Source organism: Pseudomonadota bacterium, from assembly GCA_013285445.1.
Taxonomy (GTDB): domain Bacteria; phylum Pseudomonadota; class Gammaproteobacteria; order Xanthomonadales; family Wenzhouxiangellaceae; genus Wenzhouxiangella.
Genome location: CP053448.1, coordinates 815,355 through 830,125, shown reverse-complemented (window position 1 = coordinate 830,125; position 14,771 = coordinate 815,355). Strand labels below are relative to the sequence as shown.

Below are 14,771 nucleotides of genomic sequence, written 5' to 3'. Positions count from 1 at the left end.
GATCAGCACTCCGGGTAGCGCGACGGCACACCGGCCGGCGTGGTCTTGAAGCGCCGGTGCACCCAGTAGTACTGGCCCGGTGCCTGCCGAATCCAGCGCTCGAGGAAGGCGTTGAATCGCCCCAGATCGGTGACGGCATCGTCGCCGGGGAAATGATCGAAGGCCGGTTCAACGTGTATCGTCAACCGGCCGCTCTGCTCATCCTTGACCGGATACATGGGCACCACCCGGGCACGCCCCAGCCGGGCCAGATCGAGAATGGCCCGGGCGGTCGCCGTCTGATGGCCGAAAAACGGCGCGAAAACACTGCGCTCGGGACCGAAGTCCTGGTCCGGCGCGTACCAGAGCACGCCGCCGGCGCGCAAATGGCGAATCATGTCGCGCAAGCGGTGGCGCGGGAACATCGCGATGGTGTAGCGACTCCGACCGCGATTCTGAAACCGCTCGATAGCGGAATTCGACAGGGGTCGATAGACACCGGCAAGCTCGACCCGCTCGGCCACCAGGCGGCCGGCCAGCTCCAGGCAGGTGGCATGCCCGGTAATCAGCAACACGCCGCCGTTTTCGCGGGCCGCGTGGAGGTTGGCCAGGCCTTCAACGGCACCGAAACGCCGGTCCAGGCGCCCGGGTCGGCTCCAGGCCATGGACATCTCGGCCACCATTTCAGTCAGGTTGCGAAAATGCAGCCGAAGCAGCCACCGGCGTGCGCTGTCATCAAGCTCAGGAAAGCACAGGACCAGATTGCGTTCGGCAATGCGCCGACGTCGGCGCATGGCCAGGCGCAGCAGCGGGGCGAGCGGGCGCACCAGCCAGCGCGCTGCTGTCGGCGGCAGCCGGCCCAGACCTCGGGCCAGGCCCAGCAGCAGCGTGGTCAGACCGTGCTTGACGCGTGACACGCGGCGGCCCCCGACTGGATTTGCTTTACACTCGGCAGCATGCTTCAAGTCTACCGTGTGTTGACCACTGCTGCCGGCCCGCTGGCCCTGTTGCTGCTGCGCTGGCGCGCAGCCGGGCCGGTCCGGCTGCGTTCACGATGGAAAGAGCGCAGCGGTCGCTTCGAACGGGCACCGGGCAAGCCGGTCATCTGGATTCATGCCGCCTCGGTCGGGGAAGTCAACGGGGTCCAGGGACTGGTCAGGACGCTGGCCCGGCGCAACCCGGAACACCGGGTAGTGGTCAGCACGCTGACTGCAACCGGCCGCGAGCGCGCCGAAAACCTGTTTGGTGAACAGGTCCAGACGCTGTTCGCCCCGATCGACAGCTACGCCCGCGTGCGCCGCTGGCTGGATCGGCTCGACCCGGCTATGGGTCTGATCGCCGAAACCGAACTGTGGCCCGAACTGCTGATTGCCTGTCAACAACGGGCGCTACCGCTGGTGCTGGTCAATGCTCGGCTCGCGCCCCGTGCCATGCGCCTGTACCGTCGTTTCAGACCGTTGTTTCGGCGAGCCCTGGAGGGTGTGTCACGGGTGATCTGCCAGACCGAGGCCGACGCGCGGCGCTTTGCTGAACTGGGCGTTGCCGATGACCGACTGCGCGTTGCCGGCAATCTCAAGTTCGACATGCCGCTCCCCGCCGATCTCGGCGAGCAGGTGAGAAGCCTGCGCGCTCGCTGGGGCGAACGGCCGGCCTGGGTGGCGGGCAGCACCCGATCGGGCGAGGAGGCCCTGATCATCGACGCCCACCGGCAAGTGCTTGCTGCACGTGCCGATGCGCTGCTTGTGCTGGCACCGCGTCACCCCGAACGCAGTGATGAGATCACCCGGTTGCTGAACCAGGCCGGGCTGGCCTGGCAGACCATCGAGCAGGCGATAGCCCCGGCAACCCGGGTCGTCGTGGTCGACCGTATCGGCGCCCTGCTTGCCTGCTACGCGGCCGCTTCGGTGGCTTTTGTGGGCGGCAGCCTGGTCGACATTGGCGGCCACAACCTCATCGAGCCGGCCGCCTGCGGCAAGCCCGTGATCGCCGGACCTTTCCTGCACCAGCAGGCCGAAGCAGCCGACGCGCTGATTGCAGCCGATGGGCTGATGCGGGTTGAAAACGCGCAACAGCTGGCCGCAGCGGTCATCGAACTGTGGCGCTCACCGGAACAGGCGCTGCACTACGGCGGCAACGCGCTGGAAGTGGTCGAGCAGGGCCGCGGCAGCCTGCGGCGCACGGTCAGGCAGCTCGAGGACCTGCTCAGCGCAACAGCTGATTGATACGCTCGAGATCGGCTTCCTCCAGCCCGCCGGCCGCCCGGTTCAGCTGCAGCTGGCTGAGGATGAACTGGTGGCGCGCTTCGGAATAGTCGCGCTCGGCCTGGAACAGGCGCTGCTCTGACTGAAGTACGTCGACAATCGTTCGGGTACCGACCTCGAAGCCGGCATTGGTCGCTTCCAGCGCGCTTTGAGCAGACACCAGCGCCTGGCGCCTGGCCTCGACCTGTCGCATTCCGGCCACGATGGCGCGAAATGCGTTTTCGGTCTGACGCACAACCGCGCGCTCGGTCTGGCTGAGCGTCTGATCGGCGGCGCTGAGCGAAAAACCGGCCTGACGTCGACGCGACTGGACGGCAAACCCCTGGAACAGCGGCACGGACAGCGTTACCCCCAGGTTCCAGCCGGTGTTTTCCAGCTCCGCGGACGTGATCGGCTGCTGCGTGGCCGGATCGCGACCAATCCACTCATTGTTGATGAACCGGCTGTATCCGCCCGACAGCTCCAGCGTGGGCAGATGGCCGGCACGCGCAATCCGCACGTCGGCCTGGGCCACGTCGACCTGGGCCCGCTGGGCGAGGACTTCGGGGTTGAATTCCAGCGCCATGGCCACCCACTCCTGCACATCGTCGGGCTCCGGACGGTACAGCGGCACCTCCTCGATCAGGCGGGCAAAATTCTCGAACCAGTTGCCGGCCACTTCACGCAAGGCCTCGCGCGCATCCTCGAACTGATTCTCGACCGAAATGACGCGGGCACGCGCCGCATCGTAGACCGCGCGCGCCTCGTGCACGTCGGTGACCGCTGACAACCCGACCTCAAATCGCTGCTCGGCCTGCTCGAACTGGCGCTTCAGCGCGGTTTCCTCGGCACGCGCGAAGCGCACCGAATCAAGCGCCGTAAGCACATCGAAGTAGCGCTGCGACACGCGCAGCAGGAAATCCTGCCAGGCCGCCTCGTAGCGGGCCTCCGCCGCGTTCAGCTCGGCCCGGCCGCGCTTGAGCCGTCCATAGTTGGCGTCGTCATAGATCGTCTGGCGCAGGCTGATTCCGAAGTTCTCGGTATCACTATCCGACGAGTCGATACGCATGCCGGCGATATCGGTCTGCGACTCACCGATATCCCTGCCCGCGCTGGCGCTGATTGACGGCAGCAGGCTGGCCCGCGCCTGGCGCGGAATCTCGCCGGCCGCTCGCAGCTGCTGCTCGGCGGCCAGAAGTTCGGCATCGTGCGACTGGGCCAGCTCATAGACACCGAGCAGATCAACGGCGTGAGCATTGGCAACCAGGCCAGCGGTCATCGCGACGACCGCCAAGGAAGAGTACTTGATCATCAGATTCAGCTACCTTTCAGAGATCCTCAAAAGCGAAAGACCGGTTTGTCCTCGGCGCCAACCAGACGCGGAAGATCGGTCTCGAACAGACTGTCCTCGTACCAGTGCTGTTCGCTGATGCGGGTCAGACATACGGCTTCCATCACCGGACTGAATCCACGCACCGCGAACAGTCTTCCGCCAACCCCGACCCACTGGCGGAAACGATCAGGAATGGCCGCGGCCGAACCAGTCGAAACCACGGCGTCAAAGGGGCCATCCGGGGCCCATTCTCCCAGCGCATCGGCCTGGCAAACCTCAACGCCTTCGACGGCCAGCTTGCCCAGCCGACGACGGGCAGCCTCGGCCAGCTGCTCGCTGATCTCGACCGAGACCACCTGAGCGCCGAGATGCACCAGGCAGGCCGCGGTGAAACCGGAGCCCGTGCCGATTTCGAGCACGCGCTGGCCCGGCTCAATTTCAAGCGACTGCAGCATGCGGCCTTCCTCGATCGGGCGCATCATCACCTGGCCTTCGCCGATCGGTACTCGCAGGTCGGAAAAGGCGAGCCGCCGGTACTCGGCCGGCACGAAGTCCTCTCGCGGCACGGTCCGCAACGCGTCCAGCACCCCGGGGTCCAGTACCTCCCAGGTTCTGACCTGCTGCTCGACCATGTTCTCGCGCGCTTGCTCAAGACGGGTTGACATCGAATTCACTATTGTCGGGAATGGGCACAATGCCGGCATATTGTAACGCCCCCGGCTGCGTTTCGACCGTGCCGGAGGTCACAGAAGCCACGCGACGGGTCTGTCGATCGGTGCGGCGAATCCGGGTCTGGCCGGGCCGGATATGGCAGTATGATCGGAAACTGAAAGACAATCCGGATCGCGGAGGTCATATGATGCGAATCATCCTGGCAAGTGCACTCCTGGTGGCAGCCCTGCCGCTCGGCGCAAGGACGCTGGTGTTCGAGGAGGTTCGGCTGGTGGATATCGCCGGCGCCAGCGTATCGGAGCCGCGGCGCGTCGGCGTTCGCGATGGATTTATCGTCGACCCGGACCAGGTCGATGTACCGGATCAGATCGTTGCAGAACCCGGCTTTCTGATTCCCGGCCTGGCGGAGATGCATGCCCACGTGCCGCCAATGCGCGTCGGGGAGCTGCTGGTCCACGATACGCTGATGCTGTGGCTGGCCCATGGCATCACCACCATTCGCGGCATGCTCGGAGAGCCTGGCCACCTGGATCTGAAGCAACGGCTGGCAGCCGGCGAGATTCCCGGGCCACGGCTGATCACCTCCGGGCCCTCATTCAACGGCAGTTCGGTGAGCTCGCCGGACGGCGCGCAACGCATGGTGCTGGCCCAGCAGGAGGCCGGCTATGACCTGCTCAAGCTCCACCCGGGCCTGTGGCCGGAGGCCTTCGACGCGATCACCCGGGCCGCCGATCACCTGGGCATCGATTACTCCGGTCATGTCTCCGTGGCGGTCGGGCTCGAGCGGGTGCTGGCCTCGAACCAGGGCACCATCGATCATCTCGATGGTTATGCGCAGGACATGGTGCCGGAAGACCACGCGCTGTTCGGCACGGACCCCGGCCTGTTCGGGGTCAACCTGATTGCCGGCATGAACGCGGATCGCATTCCCGGTCTGGCGCAGCGTACCGCCGAGGCCGGTATCGCCAACGTGCCGACCCAGAGCCTGATCGAGAACTGGGCGGCCGGCGACATCGACGCGCTGATGCAGCGCGACGCAATGCGCTGGATTCCGGCGGAGACGGCCAGGCAGTGGCGCGAGCGCGCCGGTCAGCTCCGTGAGCAGTTTCCGGAAGGTGCCGGCGAGCGGTTCGTGAGCATCCGGCGAGAACTGATCGGCGCCCTGCACCAGGCCGGCGCGCCGATTCTGCTCGGCGCCGACTCACCCCAGATTCTGAGCATTCCCGGCGATGCGATTCACCACGAGCTGGCCACCTACGTCGCCGCCGGCCTGACGCCAGCCGAGGCGCTGGCTACCGGCACGCTCAACGTGGCGCAGTATCTGGGCGAATCGAACCGGGGATGTCTTGAGCCCGGCTGCGTGGCCGACCTGGTGCTGCTGGCGGCCAATCCGCTCGAAGACATCGGTCATACCCGCTCGATTGTGGGCGTGATGCGCGCCGGCACATGGTTCGACCGCAAGCGACTCGACGAAGCGTTGGCGGCCATCGCCGAACGAGCTGACGGCGACGACTGACCGATTGCGCAAGGCCGACATGTCGTCCGTCGGGGACGCGGCCCCGACCTACAGGCAGGCGCCCGGTTTGCGTTGGCATCATTCATCGGGGGAGGCCGGATGCGCAGGTTGCGGTCGCATCCGAGACGGTTCGGAGAATGTCCCGCCGCGCGTGCCGGATGCGAACCTCGTCCGTCGGGGACGCGGCCCCGACCTACGGACGGGCACCCGGTTTGCGTTGGCATCATTCATCGGGGGAGGCCGGATGCGCAGGTTGCGGTCGCATCCGAGACGGTTCGGAGAATGTCCCGCCGCGCGTGCCGGATGCGAACCTCGTCCGTCGGGGAGGCGGCCCCGACCTACAGGCAGGCGCCCGGTTTGCGTTGGCATCATTCATCGGGGAGGGCGCCGTCCCGACCTGCGATAATGAAGCCTGCGTAGGTCGGGGTCGCATCCCCGACGGACGAGACAAAGCGCGCCCCCATGCATATCGATGCGTGTCGATCGCGCTAAGTACTTTCATCGCCCTGACGATCACCGTCTGCTCAATGCCCATGACCGTTCCGCACATCCACGACAATCCACTGAGCTATGTCGACCGGCTCGACGAACGCGCCGTTGAATCGATCGAGCTGGTGGTCATCCACGCCACCGAGCTGCCCGACCTGGGCACGGCCCGGGACTATGGTGAGCGGATCCATCACCCGAATTCGAAGACCGGCAACAGCGGTCATTTCTACATCGACCGTGATGGTTCGATCGAGCAGTGGGTACCGCTCGGGCGGGTGGCTCATCATGTCCGCGACCACAACGCGCGATCCATCGGCATCGAGCTGGTCAATCGCGGCCGCTGGCCCGACTGGCTCGACAGCCACCACCAGCAATGGCAGGAAGACTACAGCCGGGCGCAGATCGAATCACTGGTCGCGCTGCTTCGGGACTTGAAGAACCGGCTGCCCAACCTTGGAACCATCGCCGGCCACGATGAGCTGGACACCGGCCTGATTGCGGCCAGCGACGACCCGGCAATCCAGCTGCGGCGGAAAGTCGACCCCGGGCCGCTGTTTCCGTGGGACGAAATCGAATCCAGAGTCAGTCTGGAGCGCTCCGGGATGACAAGCCCTTAAACCCAAAGACGCAAAGCAACCTTTTTTCTCAGCGTGCTTTGCTGCGTCGCTGCGTCTCAATAATCTTGTGAGCACTCAACTCCCACTGCGATCCTTGAGCGCCGCGGTGACGATTTCTTCGATGTCGGGCGACAGGCCCTTCTTTGCGGCCAGCTGTTCGAGCTGTTCTTTCATCATCGCCGAGCGCTGATCGTCGTAGGCACGCCAGCGGTTGAAGCAGGTCGCCAGGCGGGCTCCGACCTGGGGATTGATATCGTCGAGCTGGTCGAGCACACCTCCGACCAGGCGGTAGCCGGCGCCGTCGGCGCGGTGGAAGGCGACCGGGTTGTGCATGGCCAGCGAGCCGATCAGTGAACGCAGCTTGTTGGGATTGGCCAGGCGGAAGGCGCGGTGGTCCCTCAGCCCGGCGACGGTCTCGACGGTGGATGGATCCGGGCGCATGGCCTGAACGGCAAACCACTTGTCCATGACCAGCGGGTCCGAGCCGTAGCGTGCCTCGAAATCGGCCACGGCCGCCGCGGCACCGTCAAGATCGGCGTGCACCAGCGCCCTGAAACCGGCCAGGCGGTCGGTCATGTTGTCGGCGGACTGGTATTGCGCCGAGGCCAGTTGAGCGGCCCGCTCAGCGCCGGCCGCCGCCAGCAACGACAGCGTGACGTTGCGCAGCCGGCGGCGGCCCGCGTCGGGGCCGTTCGGGGACCACTCGCCGCGTGGCGCCAGCGCCCGATAGCGGGCCAGCAGGACCGGTTCCAGGCGGCGACCCAGGGTTTCGAGCAGCTGCCGCCGGGCAGCGTGAATGGCATCGATATCGACCGGGTCGCGATCCTGGGCCAGCTCATCCTCGTCGGGCAGACTCAGCAACTCCGCGGCCAGGGCCGGGTCGGTGTCCGAGCCGTCCAGCACGGCCGCCCAGGCGTCGGCCAGAAGACCGACATCGTCGTGTTTGCCGACCTGGATCAGGCCGCCGAGCACGCGTTCGCTCAAGCCGCGCATGGCACGCCAGCGGCTGTAGGGGTCAGGGTCGAAGCCGGCCAGGCGGGCCAGTTCATGGCTGGACCCGGCATGGTCGAGTCTGACCGGTGCAGAGAAGTCCCTGAGCAGCGAGATCAGGGCGTCGGCCGGCAGATCGCGAAAGCAGAACTCGGCCTGTTCATCGGCGAGCACCAGCAGGCGGGTTTCAGGGCCAGGCTCGCTCTCCCCGGCCAGGGTGACCGGCAGCGGGCGGTTATCGCCATCGAGAAAGCCGACTTTCACCGGAATGATCAGCGGCCCGATACCCCGATTGCCCGGCTGATCGGGCAGACGCTGACGCAGCTCGAGGACGAGCTCGTCGGCGTCGGAATCAAAGCGCGTGCGTGCTTCAAGCGTTGGCGTGCCCACCTGCCGGTACCAGCGCTCGAACTGCTCGAGGTCGGTGTCGTTGGCGTCGGCCATGGCGCGACGGAAGTCGTCGCAGGTCACGGCCTGGCCGTCATGGCGCTGGAAGTACAGGTCCATGCCGCGGCGAAAGCCCTCGCGGCCGAGCAGCGTTTGGTACATGCGCACGACCTGCGCACCTTTTTCATAGACGGTGGCAGTGTAGAAATTGTTGATCTCGACATAGCGCTCGGGTCGGATAGCGTGCGCCATCGGCCCGGCATCCTCGGGAAACTGGCGCGCGATCAGGTCGGACGCGTCCTGGATGCGCTTGACCCCGCGCGAGCGCATATCAGCGGTGAATTCCTGGTCGCGGAAAACGGTCAGGCCTTCCTTGAGGGTGAGCTGGAACCAGTCGCGGCAGGTCACCCGATTGCCGGTCCAGTTGTGAAAATACTCATGACCGATGACCGCTTCGATGGCCTCGAAATCGGCGTCGGTGGCAGTATCGCGGTCGGCCAATACGTAACGCGCGTTGAAGATGTTGAGACTCTTGTTCTCCATCGCGCCCATATTGAAATCGTGCGTGGCCACGACGTGGAAGACATCGAGGTCGTATTCCAGCCCGAAGCGCTTTTCGTCCCACGCCATGGCGCGCTTGAGGCTGGCCATGGCATGTTCGAGCCGGTCGATGTTCTCCGGCTCGGAGTAGAACTTCAGCGCCACCTCACGCCCGGAGCCGGTGGTGAAGGTATCGGCCAGTTCAGCCAGATCGCCGGCCACCACCGCAAACAGGTAGCTCGGCTTGGGAAACGGGTCATCCCAGACGGCAAAATGCCGGCCATCGTCGAGCTCGCCGGTCTCGACACGGTTGCCGTTGGACAGCAGCACCGGGAAGCGTTCGCGATCGCCGATCAGGCGCACGCGATAGGTCGCCATCACGTCGGGCCGGTCGATAAACCAGGTGATCTTGCGAAAGCCCTCGGCCTCGCACTGGGTCAGCAGCATCGTGCCGGACTGATACAACCCCTCCAGCGCGGTATTGCGGTCGGGGTGAATGCCGACCTCGATGGTCACCACGGCGCTGTCTGGCACGGCGTGGATGATCAGGCGCTCGTTGCCGGTCTGTTCCTCGAATTGCCCGGCAGGGCGGCCGTCGATTTCGATGCGGACGGTGGTCAACCCGGCACCGGACAGCGTCAGTGGTTCGGCGTCGACCTGTGGATTGCGCCGCACGCTCAGATGGCTGACCACGCGCGTTTCGGACGCATCCAGCTCGATATCCAACTCGACGCGGTCAATCCACCAGGCCGGTGGCCGGTAATCCTGGCGCAGGACGGGGGTACGGGGCTGATCACCACGTGCGGACATGAATCACTCCTCGAAATTCCACTCGGCGTATCATTGCCGGATGCTTGTTGATACCAGGCTGTCACCGGAAGACGTTGTGCGTGCGCGCAGGCGGATCCAATCGCTGGTCCGCAGAACGCCGGTCATGACATCCGACATTCTGGATGAAATGACGGGGGCCCGGCTGTTTTTCAAGTGTGAACAGCTTCAGATCACCGGTTCGTTCAAGCTGCGCGGCGCCAGCCATGCCGTCTCGCTACTGCCCCCGGACTGCCCCGGCGTGGCGACTCACTCTTCGGGCAATCACGGTGCCGCCCTGGCGCGGGCGGCCGCATTGCGGGGTCTGCGCGCCGAAATCGTGGTGCCCGAAGGTGCGGTTGAAGCCAAAGTCGACAATATTCGCCGTCACGGCGGCAGCATCCACTTTTGCAAGCCCGACCAGGCTGGCCGGGAAGCGGCCCTGGCGCGGCTGGTCGAACGCGGTTTCGAGCCGGTACCGCCCTACGATGATGATCGCATCATTGCCGGCCAGGGCAGCTGCGCACTCGAAATGATGGACCAGATCGAGGCCCTCGATATCATGGTTGCGCCGGTCGGCGGCGGCGGCCTGATCGGCGGAACGGCGCTGGCCGCCCGGACGTCGGCTCGTGCGCCAAAGGTCGTTGGTATCGAACCGGCCGGCGCCGACGACACCATGCGTTCGCTCAATCAGGGCCGACGGGTCGAGGATCACCACCCGCAAACCGTCGCCGATGGCCTGCGGGCACTGGTCGGCCAGCGCAATCTGGCGCTGATTGCGCAGTGGGTCGAATCGGTTTTACCGGCCACCGAAGACGACATCACCCGGGCCATGGGCCTGTTGTGGACGCATCTCAAACAGGTCGTCGAGCCATCCGGCGCGGTGGCGCTGGCCGGTATTCTGGCGCACCGGGAACAATTCCGCAATCAGCGCATCGGCATCATCATCTCAGGCGGCAACCTGGACCTGGCGCCATGCCTGGAGGGTTGGAGCCGTCGATACCACACTTACTAATACAATCAGAAGTATTGCCTCATTCAGCTTGTCTCTCGGCGTGCGTGGCAAGGCGTCGGTGCGAAGTCTGTAGCCGAGCCTACATCGAGCATCGACAACACGTGCAACGGCTCCGCTCCAGGGCTTTTTCGCTTCGCGAAGCCGCCCTTGCGCTCCCGCCTGCCCTGTCCACGCGCGCTTAAGAGGCAAGCCCTGCGGGGGCTACGGACAAATCCGCCTGCGGCGTTAAAGTGGCTCGACGTAGAACAGCTATGCCTTCACCACTTTGCCTTGCAGGCGAATTCGTCCGCAGCCCTGAATGTGGCAATACTTCTGATTGTATTAGTAAGAAAACCATAAACCGTGCCACATTCATGGTTTTCTTAGTAAGATGGCGATCCGATCCGGAATTCGGGGGTAAGGACCTCATGCAGATCTGGCTCTTGCGCCACGCGCAGGCACGCCCTGCACGTGCCAACGAACCCGACCGCGAACGGCCGCTGACCGAATCCGGGCGGGAGACGGCGGTTCAACTGGGCCGGTGGCTGGCGGACCGGCAGTCCACGCCGCCCGATCTCATTCTGGTCTCACCGGCGCTGCGCACCCGGCAGACGGCTGATGCCGTGCTTTCGGCGATGAACGCATCTACGCCACGGATCGAAGAGGCGCTGTGGGAAGCGCTCGAAGAAGATCTGGTCGGCATTCTCAATGCACATATCGAGTTACCCGGTCTGATGCTGGTGGGCCACAATCCCGGCATGGAGTGGCTGGTTCAGTGGCTCAGTGGCCAGCGGCCCCGGCTCGGCATGCAAACCGGCACGCTGGCTGTGCTGTCGGCCGACATGCCACCCGGACCCGGCTGCGCCCGGATCACGCAAATGATTCATCCAAGCGATTTGACATAGACCGCTGCCAGGCGCCTGAGCCCACGCTCATCCTCGGTGCTGAAGCGGTCGGGGCGCGGACTGTCGATGTCGAGTACGCCAAAGACATGGTCGTCTAGCGACAGCGGCACAACGATTTCCGAGCGCGAATCCGGATCGCAGGCAATGTGGTCGTCGATTGCATGGACATCGGCAACCCGCTGCACCTGCCCGCTTGCGGCGGCGGTTCCGCACACGCCCCGCCCCATCGGAATTCGCACGCAGGCCGGCTTGCCCTGGAACGGGCCGACGATCAGCTCATCTCCTTCGCGAAAGTAGAACCCGGCCCAGTTGATATCATCCAGCGACTGGTAGATCAGTGCACTGAGATTGGCGGCGTTGGCGACGCGATGGCGTTGTCCGCCCAGCAGCGCCTCGGCCTGCTGAACCAGCGTGTCGAAGTCAGTCATGTGGGGTTCCTCCTTGCTTGCAGAAGATCAGAATACGATTGTTGGCCGGCATGGTCAGGTCGGCCTCGGCAACCAGTCCACGCTCGGCGGCCAGGTCGGTCAGGCTGATTGCGTCGCGAACTCCCATCTCCGGATCGCGACTGCGCAGGCTGTGGTCAAAAGCCGCGTTGCTCGCTGCGCTGTGCCGACCGCCGTCGCGAAACGGCCCATAAACGACCAGGCAACCGTCCGGTCGCAGACAGGTGGCAGCGCCGTCGAGCAGTGCCGGCGTTCGGGACCAGGGCATGATGTGCAGGGTATTGGCAGTGTAGACCGCGTCAAACGGGCCGGGCGGCCAGGTATCCAGGCCGACGGTCAGTGCGCGCGGCGGCGCGAGCGCGGGCGCTTCCAGCGACAGGCGCCGTGCCAGGGGCTCGAGCACGTGGCCGACGTCGGTCGCCAGCCATTCCAGGTCCGGCCTGATGCGGTGAAAATGAACGGCGTGCTGGCCGGTACCCGCCCCGATCTCGAGCACCCGGCCGCCCCGAGGCAGCCAATAGGTCAGCACATCACCGATCGGCTCGCGGTTGCGTTCACTGGCCGCCGACCAGGGCAGATCGTCGTACTCAGTCATGAATCACTGAGCGCCAGCGCGCGGCGCAGATCAAGGAAGGCCGGACGCAACGCGTCACGGTCCAGATGGCGGCCTTCACTGACGCGCAGGCAGCCGCCGACCCAGACCGACTCGATCATGCCGGGCATGCCGGCGGTCACCAGGACATCGAGCTGCTGCTGCGGAGTCAGACCTGCAAGCAGCGGGTGTTGACCCTGCAGCACGACGAAGTCCGCGCGGCGCCCCGCTTCCAGGCTGCCGGCAGGCAGGCCCAGCGCATCAGCGCCGCTCCGCGCGGTGTGGCGCCACAGTGCTGTTCCCAGGCCGTCCTTGTCGGCGGCGAGGACATTCCGCTGGCCCAGCCGAAGGCGCTGGCCCCACTCGAGCAGGCGCAGCTCGGCGGCAGCGCTGGTTTCGATATTGCTGTCGGAGCCGATGGCAACACGACCGCCCGCAGACAGAAATTCGGCCACCGGAAACAGGCCGTCGCCGAGATCGGCCTCGGTGCTTGGACAGATACCGAGGACGGCGCCGGTGGCGGCCAGGGCGTTTAGGCGGGCAGCGGGAACGTGTGTGGCGTGGATCAGGCACCAGCGCCGGTCAAGCTCAAGATGTCTTTCCAAAAGATCGAGTGGTTCCAGTCCGCTGTGCTCACGACAGGCGACCACCTCGTCTGGCTGCTCGGCAATATGCATGTGAATCGGGCCGTCACCGACCCGTTCCAGAAGCGCCGGCAGGTCGGCCACGTCGACTGCGCGCAGCGAGTGGGGTGCCACCCCGATCCGGCAGACATGATCGTCGACGCCCTCGCGCAGTTCGATGATCAGATCGATGAGCTCATCACGGCTCAGGACAAAACGCGCCTGGGCGGCGTCGGGCGGCTGGCGGCCGAAACCCGAATAACGATACCACACCGGCAGCAGAGTGAGGGCACACCCGGCTTGTGCCGCCGAAGCCAGAATTCGGCGCGCACTCTCAGCTGGCGTCGCCGCGGCGAGATGATGAGGGTAGTGGAATTCGCCGACGGCCGTATAGCCGCCTTCCAGCAGCTCCATGAATCCCCAGGCGGCCAGCACCCCGAGTCGCTCATCGTCGAGCAGCTCGAGCGTTCGGTACATCTGTCGGCGCCAGGTCCAGAAGCTGTCGCTTTGATCCGCGCGGCGCGCCGAAAGTCCGGCCATCAAACGCTGGTGAATATGCGAGTGGACATTGACCATGCCGGGAATCACCGCGCCGGGCAAGGTGACCTCCGCCGCTTCTCCCGTGCCCGCCGTGAGCTGTTCGATGCTGCCGTGAACGTCAACCCGAAAGCCGACATCCTGGCGCCAGCCTGCGGCAGTCAGCATGGCCGGTGCGCGAAACAGACGTGGACGATTCAGGGTCGCCATTGCCGCAGGGCCGCGATCAGCTCCCGCAGCCGGCTGGCGAGCGGTTGCGCACGGCGCTCATCCCAGTAGGCTGGCCGGGTTTCATCGAGGTAGCTGGATTGTGCGATTTCAAGCTGGATGGCATGCAGCCCGGAACCCGGATCACCGTAGTGGCGGGTATTGTAGCCACCCTTGAAGCGCCCGTTGATCACGCTGGAAAAGCCGGTTGCACTCTCAAGCCACTCGGCAATTAGCCCCTGCAGCGAGGGGGCACAGCTGCCGCCGTCGAATGTTCCCAGGTTCAGATCCGGCAAGGCACCGTCGAACAGGCGGGGCACTCGAGACCGGATCGAGTGCAGGTCCAGCAGGACGGCGTGGCCGTGACGCTGCCGGAGCGCATCCAGTTCCTGCGCCAGGCGGCCATGGTAGGGGCGCCAGTAGCGTTCCACGCGCAACCGGATTTCCCCGGCACCGGGCGGTGTGTCTGCGTACAGCGCAGCGCCGCCAAACGTCTGAACCGGCACCAGCCCGGTTCCCTCGCCAGCATACAGCGGGCGATCGTCCGGGGGGCGATTGAGATCAACGACATAGCGCGACCAGCGCGCCTGGAGCAGGTTGATCGGCCCGTCGTCCTGAGCCAGCGCAAGCAGGCGGTCGACCTGCCAGTCGGTATCGGGCAGCTGCCGCGCTGCCGGCGTCAACCGGCGAGACAGCGCGTCCGGCAGCTCGGTGCCGGCATGCGGAATATTGATCAGCAGGGGCACCGACCGAGCAGTGCTGGCCCGGCTCCACAGATCAGGCTGGGGCTGATTCAAGACCTCATGCGCATCAGTATTGCCAAGCAAGCGGCCCCCTTGTATGTGACAAGAGGGCCGCGTCCATATCCGGTGTCAGCCGCCGCTCCCGGAGAAGCGG

13 protein-coding genes are annotated in these 14,771 nt (G+C 65.5%); 5 read left to right on the top strand and 8 right to left on the bottom strand.

Features of this window, described 5'->3' with window-relative positions:
- Positions 1–2: 2 nt before the first annotated feature.
- The gene (locus HND55_03865) at positions 3–896 is read right to left on the bottom strand and encodes a lipid A biosynthesis lauroyl acyltransferase (GenBank protein QKK01872.1); all 894 of its coding nucleotides are present in this window, start codon (positions 894–896) and stop codon (positions 3–5) included.
- Between the two features lie 39 nt (positions 897–935).
- Between HND55_03865 and HND55_03860 the strand changes: the two genes are divergently transcribed.
- Positions 936–2,201, top strand: a complete 1,266-nt coding sequence (locus tag HND55_03860; GenBank protein ID QKK01871.1) for a 3-deoxy-D-manno-octulosonic acid transferase — start codon at positions 936–938, stop codon at positions 2,199–2,201.
- On the opposite strand, the gene HND55_03855 is transcribed toward HND55_03860, so the two are convergent.
- On the bottom strand, positions 2,182–3,531 hold the full coding sequence (locus HND55_03855; protein ID QKK01870.1) for a TolC family outer membrane protein: 1,350 nt from the start codon (positions 3,529–3,531) through the stop codon (positions 2,182–2,184). The two genes, HND55_03860 and HND55_03855, sit on opposite strands and share 20 nt — an antisense overlap.
- A 26-nt stretch (positions 3,532–3,557) precedes the next feature.
- On the bottom strand, positions 3,558–4,217 hold the full coding sequence (locus HND55_03850) for a protein-L-isoaspartate O-methyltransferase (protein QKK01869.1): 660 nt from the start codon (positions 4,215–4,217) through the stop codon (positions 3,558–3,560).
- A gap of 191 nt (positions 4,218–4,408) precedes the next feature.
- Here HND55_03850 and HND55_03845 point away from each other — a divergent pair, with 191 nt between their 5' ends.
- Both HND55_03845 and HND55_03840 read left to right on the top strand, forming a co-directional pair.
- Complete coding sequence (locus HND55_03845) at positions 4,409–5,740, top strand: amidohydrolase family protein (GenBank protein ID QKK01868.1); 1,332 nt, start codon at positions 4,409–4,411, stop codon at positions 5,738–5,740.
- 527 nt (positions 5,741–6,267) lie between these two features.
- Positions 6,268–6,846: an N-acetylmuramoyl-L-alanine amidase gene (locus HND55_03840; GenBank protein QKK03975.1), complete on the top strand. Its 579-nt coding sequence runs from the start codon at positions 6,268–6,270 to the stop codon at positions 6,844–6,846.
- A 75-nt stretch (positions 6,847–6,921) separates the two neighbouring features.
- Here the strand turns inward: HND55_03840 and pepN are convergent, their stop codons facing one another.
- Positions 6,922–9,573, bottom strand: a complete 2,652-nt coding sequence (gene pepN, locus HND55_03835; GenBank protein QKK01867.1) for an aminopeptidase N — start codon at positions 9,571–9,573, stop codon at positions 6,922–6,924.
- A gap of 40 nt (positions 9,574–9,613) precedes the next feature.
- Here pepN and HND55_03830 point away from each other — a divergent pair, with 40 nt between their 5' ends.
- Together HND55_03830 and HND55_03825 are read left to right on the top strand one after the other, a co-directional pair.
- Complete coding sequence (locus HND55_03830; GenBank protein ID QKK01866.1) at positions 9,614–10,585, top strand: pyridoxal-phosphate dependent enzyme; 972 nt, start codon at positions 9,614–9,616, stop codon at positions 10,583–10,585.
- Positions 10,586–10,992: 407 nt separating this feature from the next.
- On the top strand, positions 10,993–11,469 hold the full coding sequence (locus HND55_03825) for a histidine phosphatase family protein (protein ID QKK01865.1): 477 nt from the start codon (positions 10,993–10,995) through the stop codon (positions 11,467–11,469).
- On the opposite strand, the gene HND55_03820 is transcribed toward HND55_03825, so the two are convergent.
- Genes HND55_03820 through hutG form a run of 4 tightly spaced genes read right to left on the bottom strand, consistent with a single transcriptional unit; the run spans position 11,448 to position 14,650 of the window.
- Complete coding sequence (locus HND55_03820; GenBank protein ID QKK01864.1) at positions 11,448–11,897, bottom strand: GAF domain-containing protein; 450 nt, start codon at positions 11,895–11,897, stop codon at positions 11,448–11,450. The two genes, HND55_03825 and HND55_03820, sit on opposite strands and share 22 nt — an antisense overlap.
- A complete protein-coding gene (locus HND55_03815) occupies positions 11,890–12,510 on the bottom strand; it encodes a DUF938 domain-containing protein (protein QKK01863.1) in 621 nt (206 codons plus the stop codon). The genes HND55_03820 and HND55_03815 overlap by 8 nt, the downstream gene beginning before the upstream one ends.
- Positions 12,507–13,877, bottom strand: coding sequence for a formimidoylglutamate deiminase (gene hutF / locus HND55_03810; GenBank protein ID QKK01862.1), 1,371 nt, complete (start codon positions 13,875–13,877; stop codon positions 12,507–12,509). The genes HND55_03815 and hutF overlap by 4 nt, the downstream gene beginning before the upstream one ends.
- On the bottom strand, positions 13,865–14,650 hold the full coding sequence (hutG, locus tag HND55_03805) for an N-formylglutamate deformylase (GenBank protein ID QKK03974.1): 786 nt from the start codon (positions 14,648–14,650) through the stop codon (positions 13,865–13,867). Before hutG ends, hutF begins: the two co-directional genes overlap by 13 nt.
- Positions 14,651–14,771: the final 121 nt, after the last annotated feature.

Excerpts from the sequence above, each read along its gene's own strand:
- HND55_03860 (QKK01871.1), top strand. The coding sequence starts at position 936 with ATGCTTCAAGTCTACCGTGTGTTGACCACTGCTGCCGGCCCGCTGGCC.
- HND55_03855 (QKK01870.1), bottom strand. The coding sequence starts at position 3,531 with ATGATCAAGTACTCTTCCTTGGCGGTCGTCGCGATGACCGCTGGCCTG.
- HND55_03850 (QKK01869.1), bottom strand. The coding sequence starts at position 4,217 with ATGTCAACCCGTCTTGAGCAAGCGCGCGAGAACATGGTCGAGCAGCAG.
- HND55_03845 (QKK01868.1), top strand. The coding sequence starts at position 4,409 with ATGATGCGAATCATCCTGGCAAGTGCACTCCTGGTGGCAGCCCTGCCG.
- HND55_03840 (QKK03975.1), top strand. The coding sequence starts at position 6,268 with ATGCCCATGACCGTTCCGCACATCCACGACAATCCACTGAGCTATGTC.
- pepN (QKK01867.1), bottom strand. The coding sequence starts at position 9,573 with ATGTCCGCACGTGGTGATCAGCCCCGTACCCCCGTCCTGCGCCAGGAT.
- HND55_03830 (QKK01866.1), top strand. The coding sequence starts at position 9,614 with ATGCTTGTTGATACCAGGCTGTCACCGGAAGACGTTGTGCGTGCGCGC.
- HND55_03825 (QKK01865.1), top strand. The coding sequence starts at position 10,993 with ATGCAGATCTGGCTCTTGCGCCACGCGCAGGCACGCCCTGCACGTGCC.
- HND55_03820 (QKK01864.1), bottom strand. The coding sequence starts at position 11,897 with ATGACTGACTTCGACACGCTGGTTCAGCAGGCCGAGGCGCTGCTGGGC.
- HND55_03815 (QKK01863.1), bottom strand. The coding sequence starts at position 12,510 with ATGACTGAGTACGACGATCTGCCCTGGTCGGCGGCCAGTGAACGCAAC.
- hutF (QKK01862.1), bottom strand. The coding sequence starts at position 13,877 with ATGGCGACCCTGAATCGTCCACGTCTGTTTCGCGCACCGGCCATGCTG.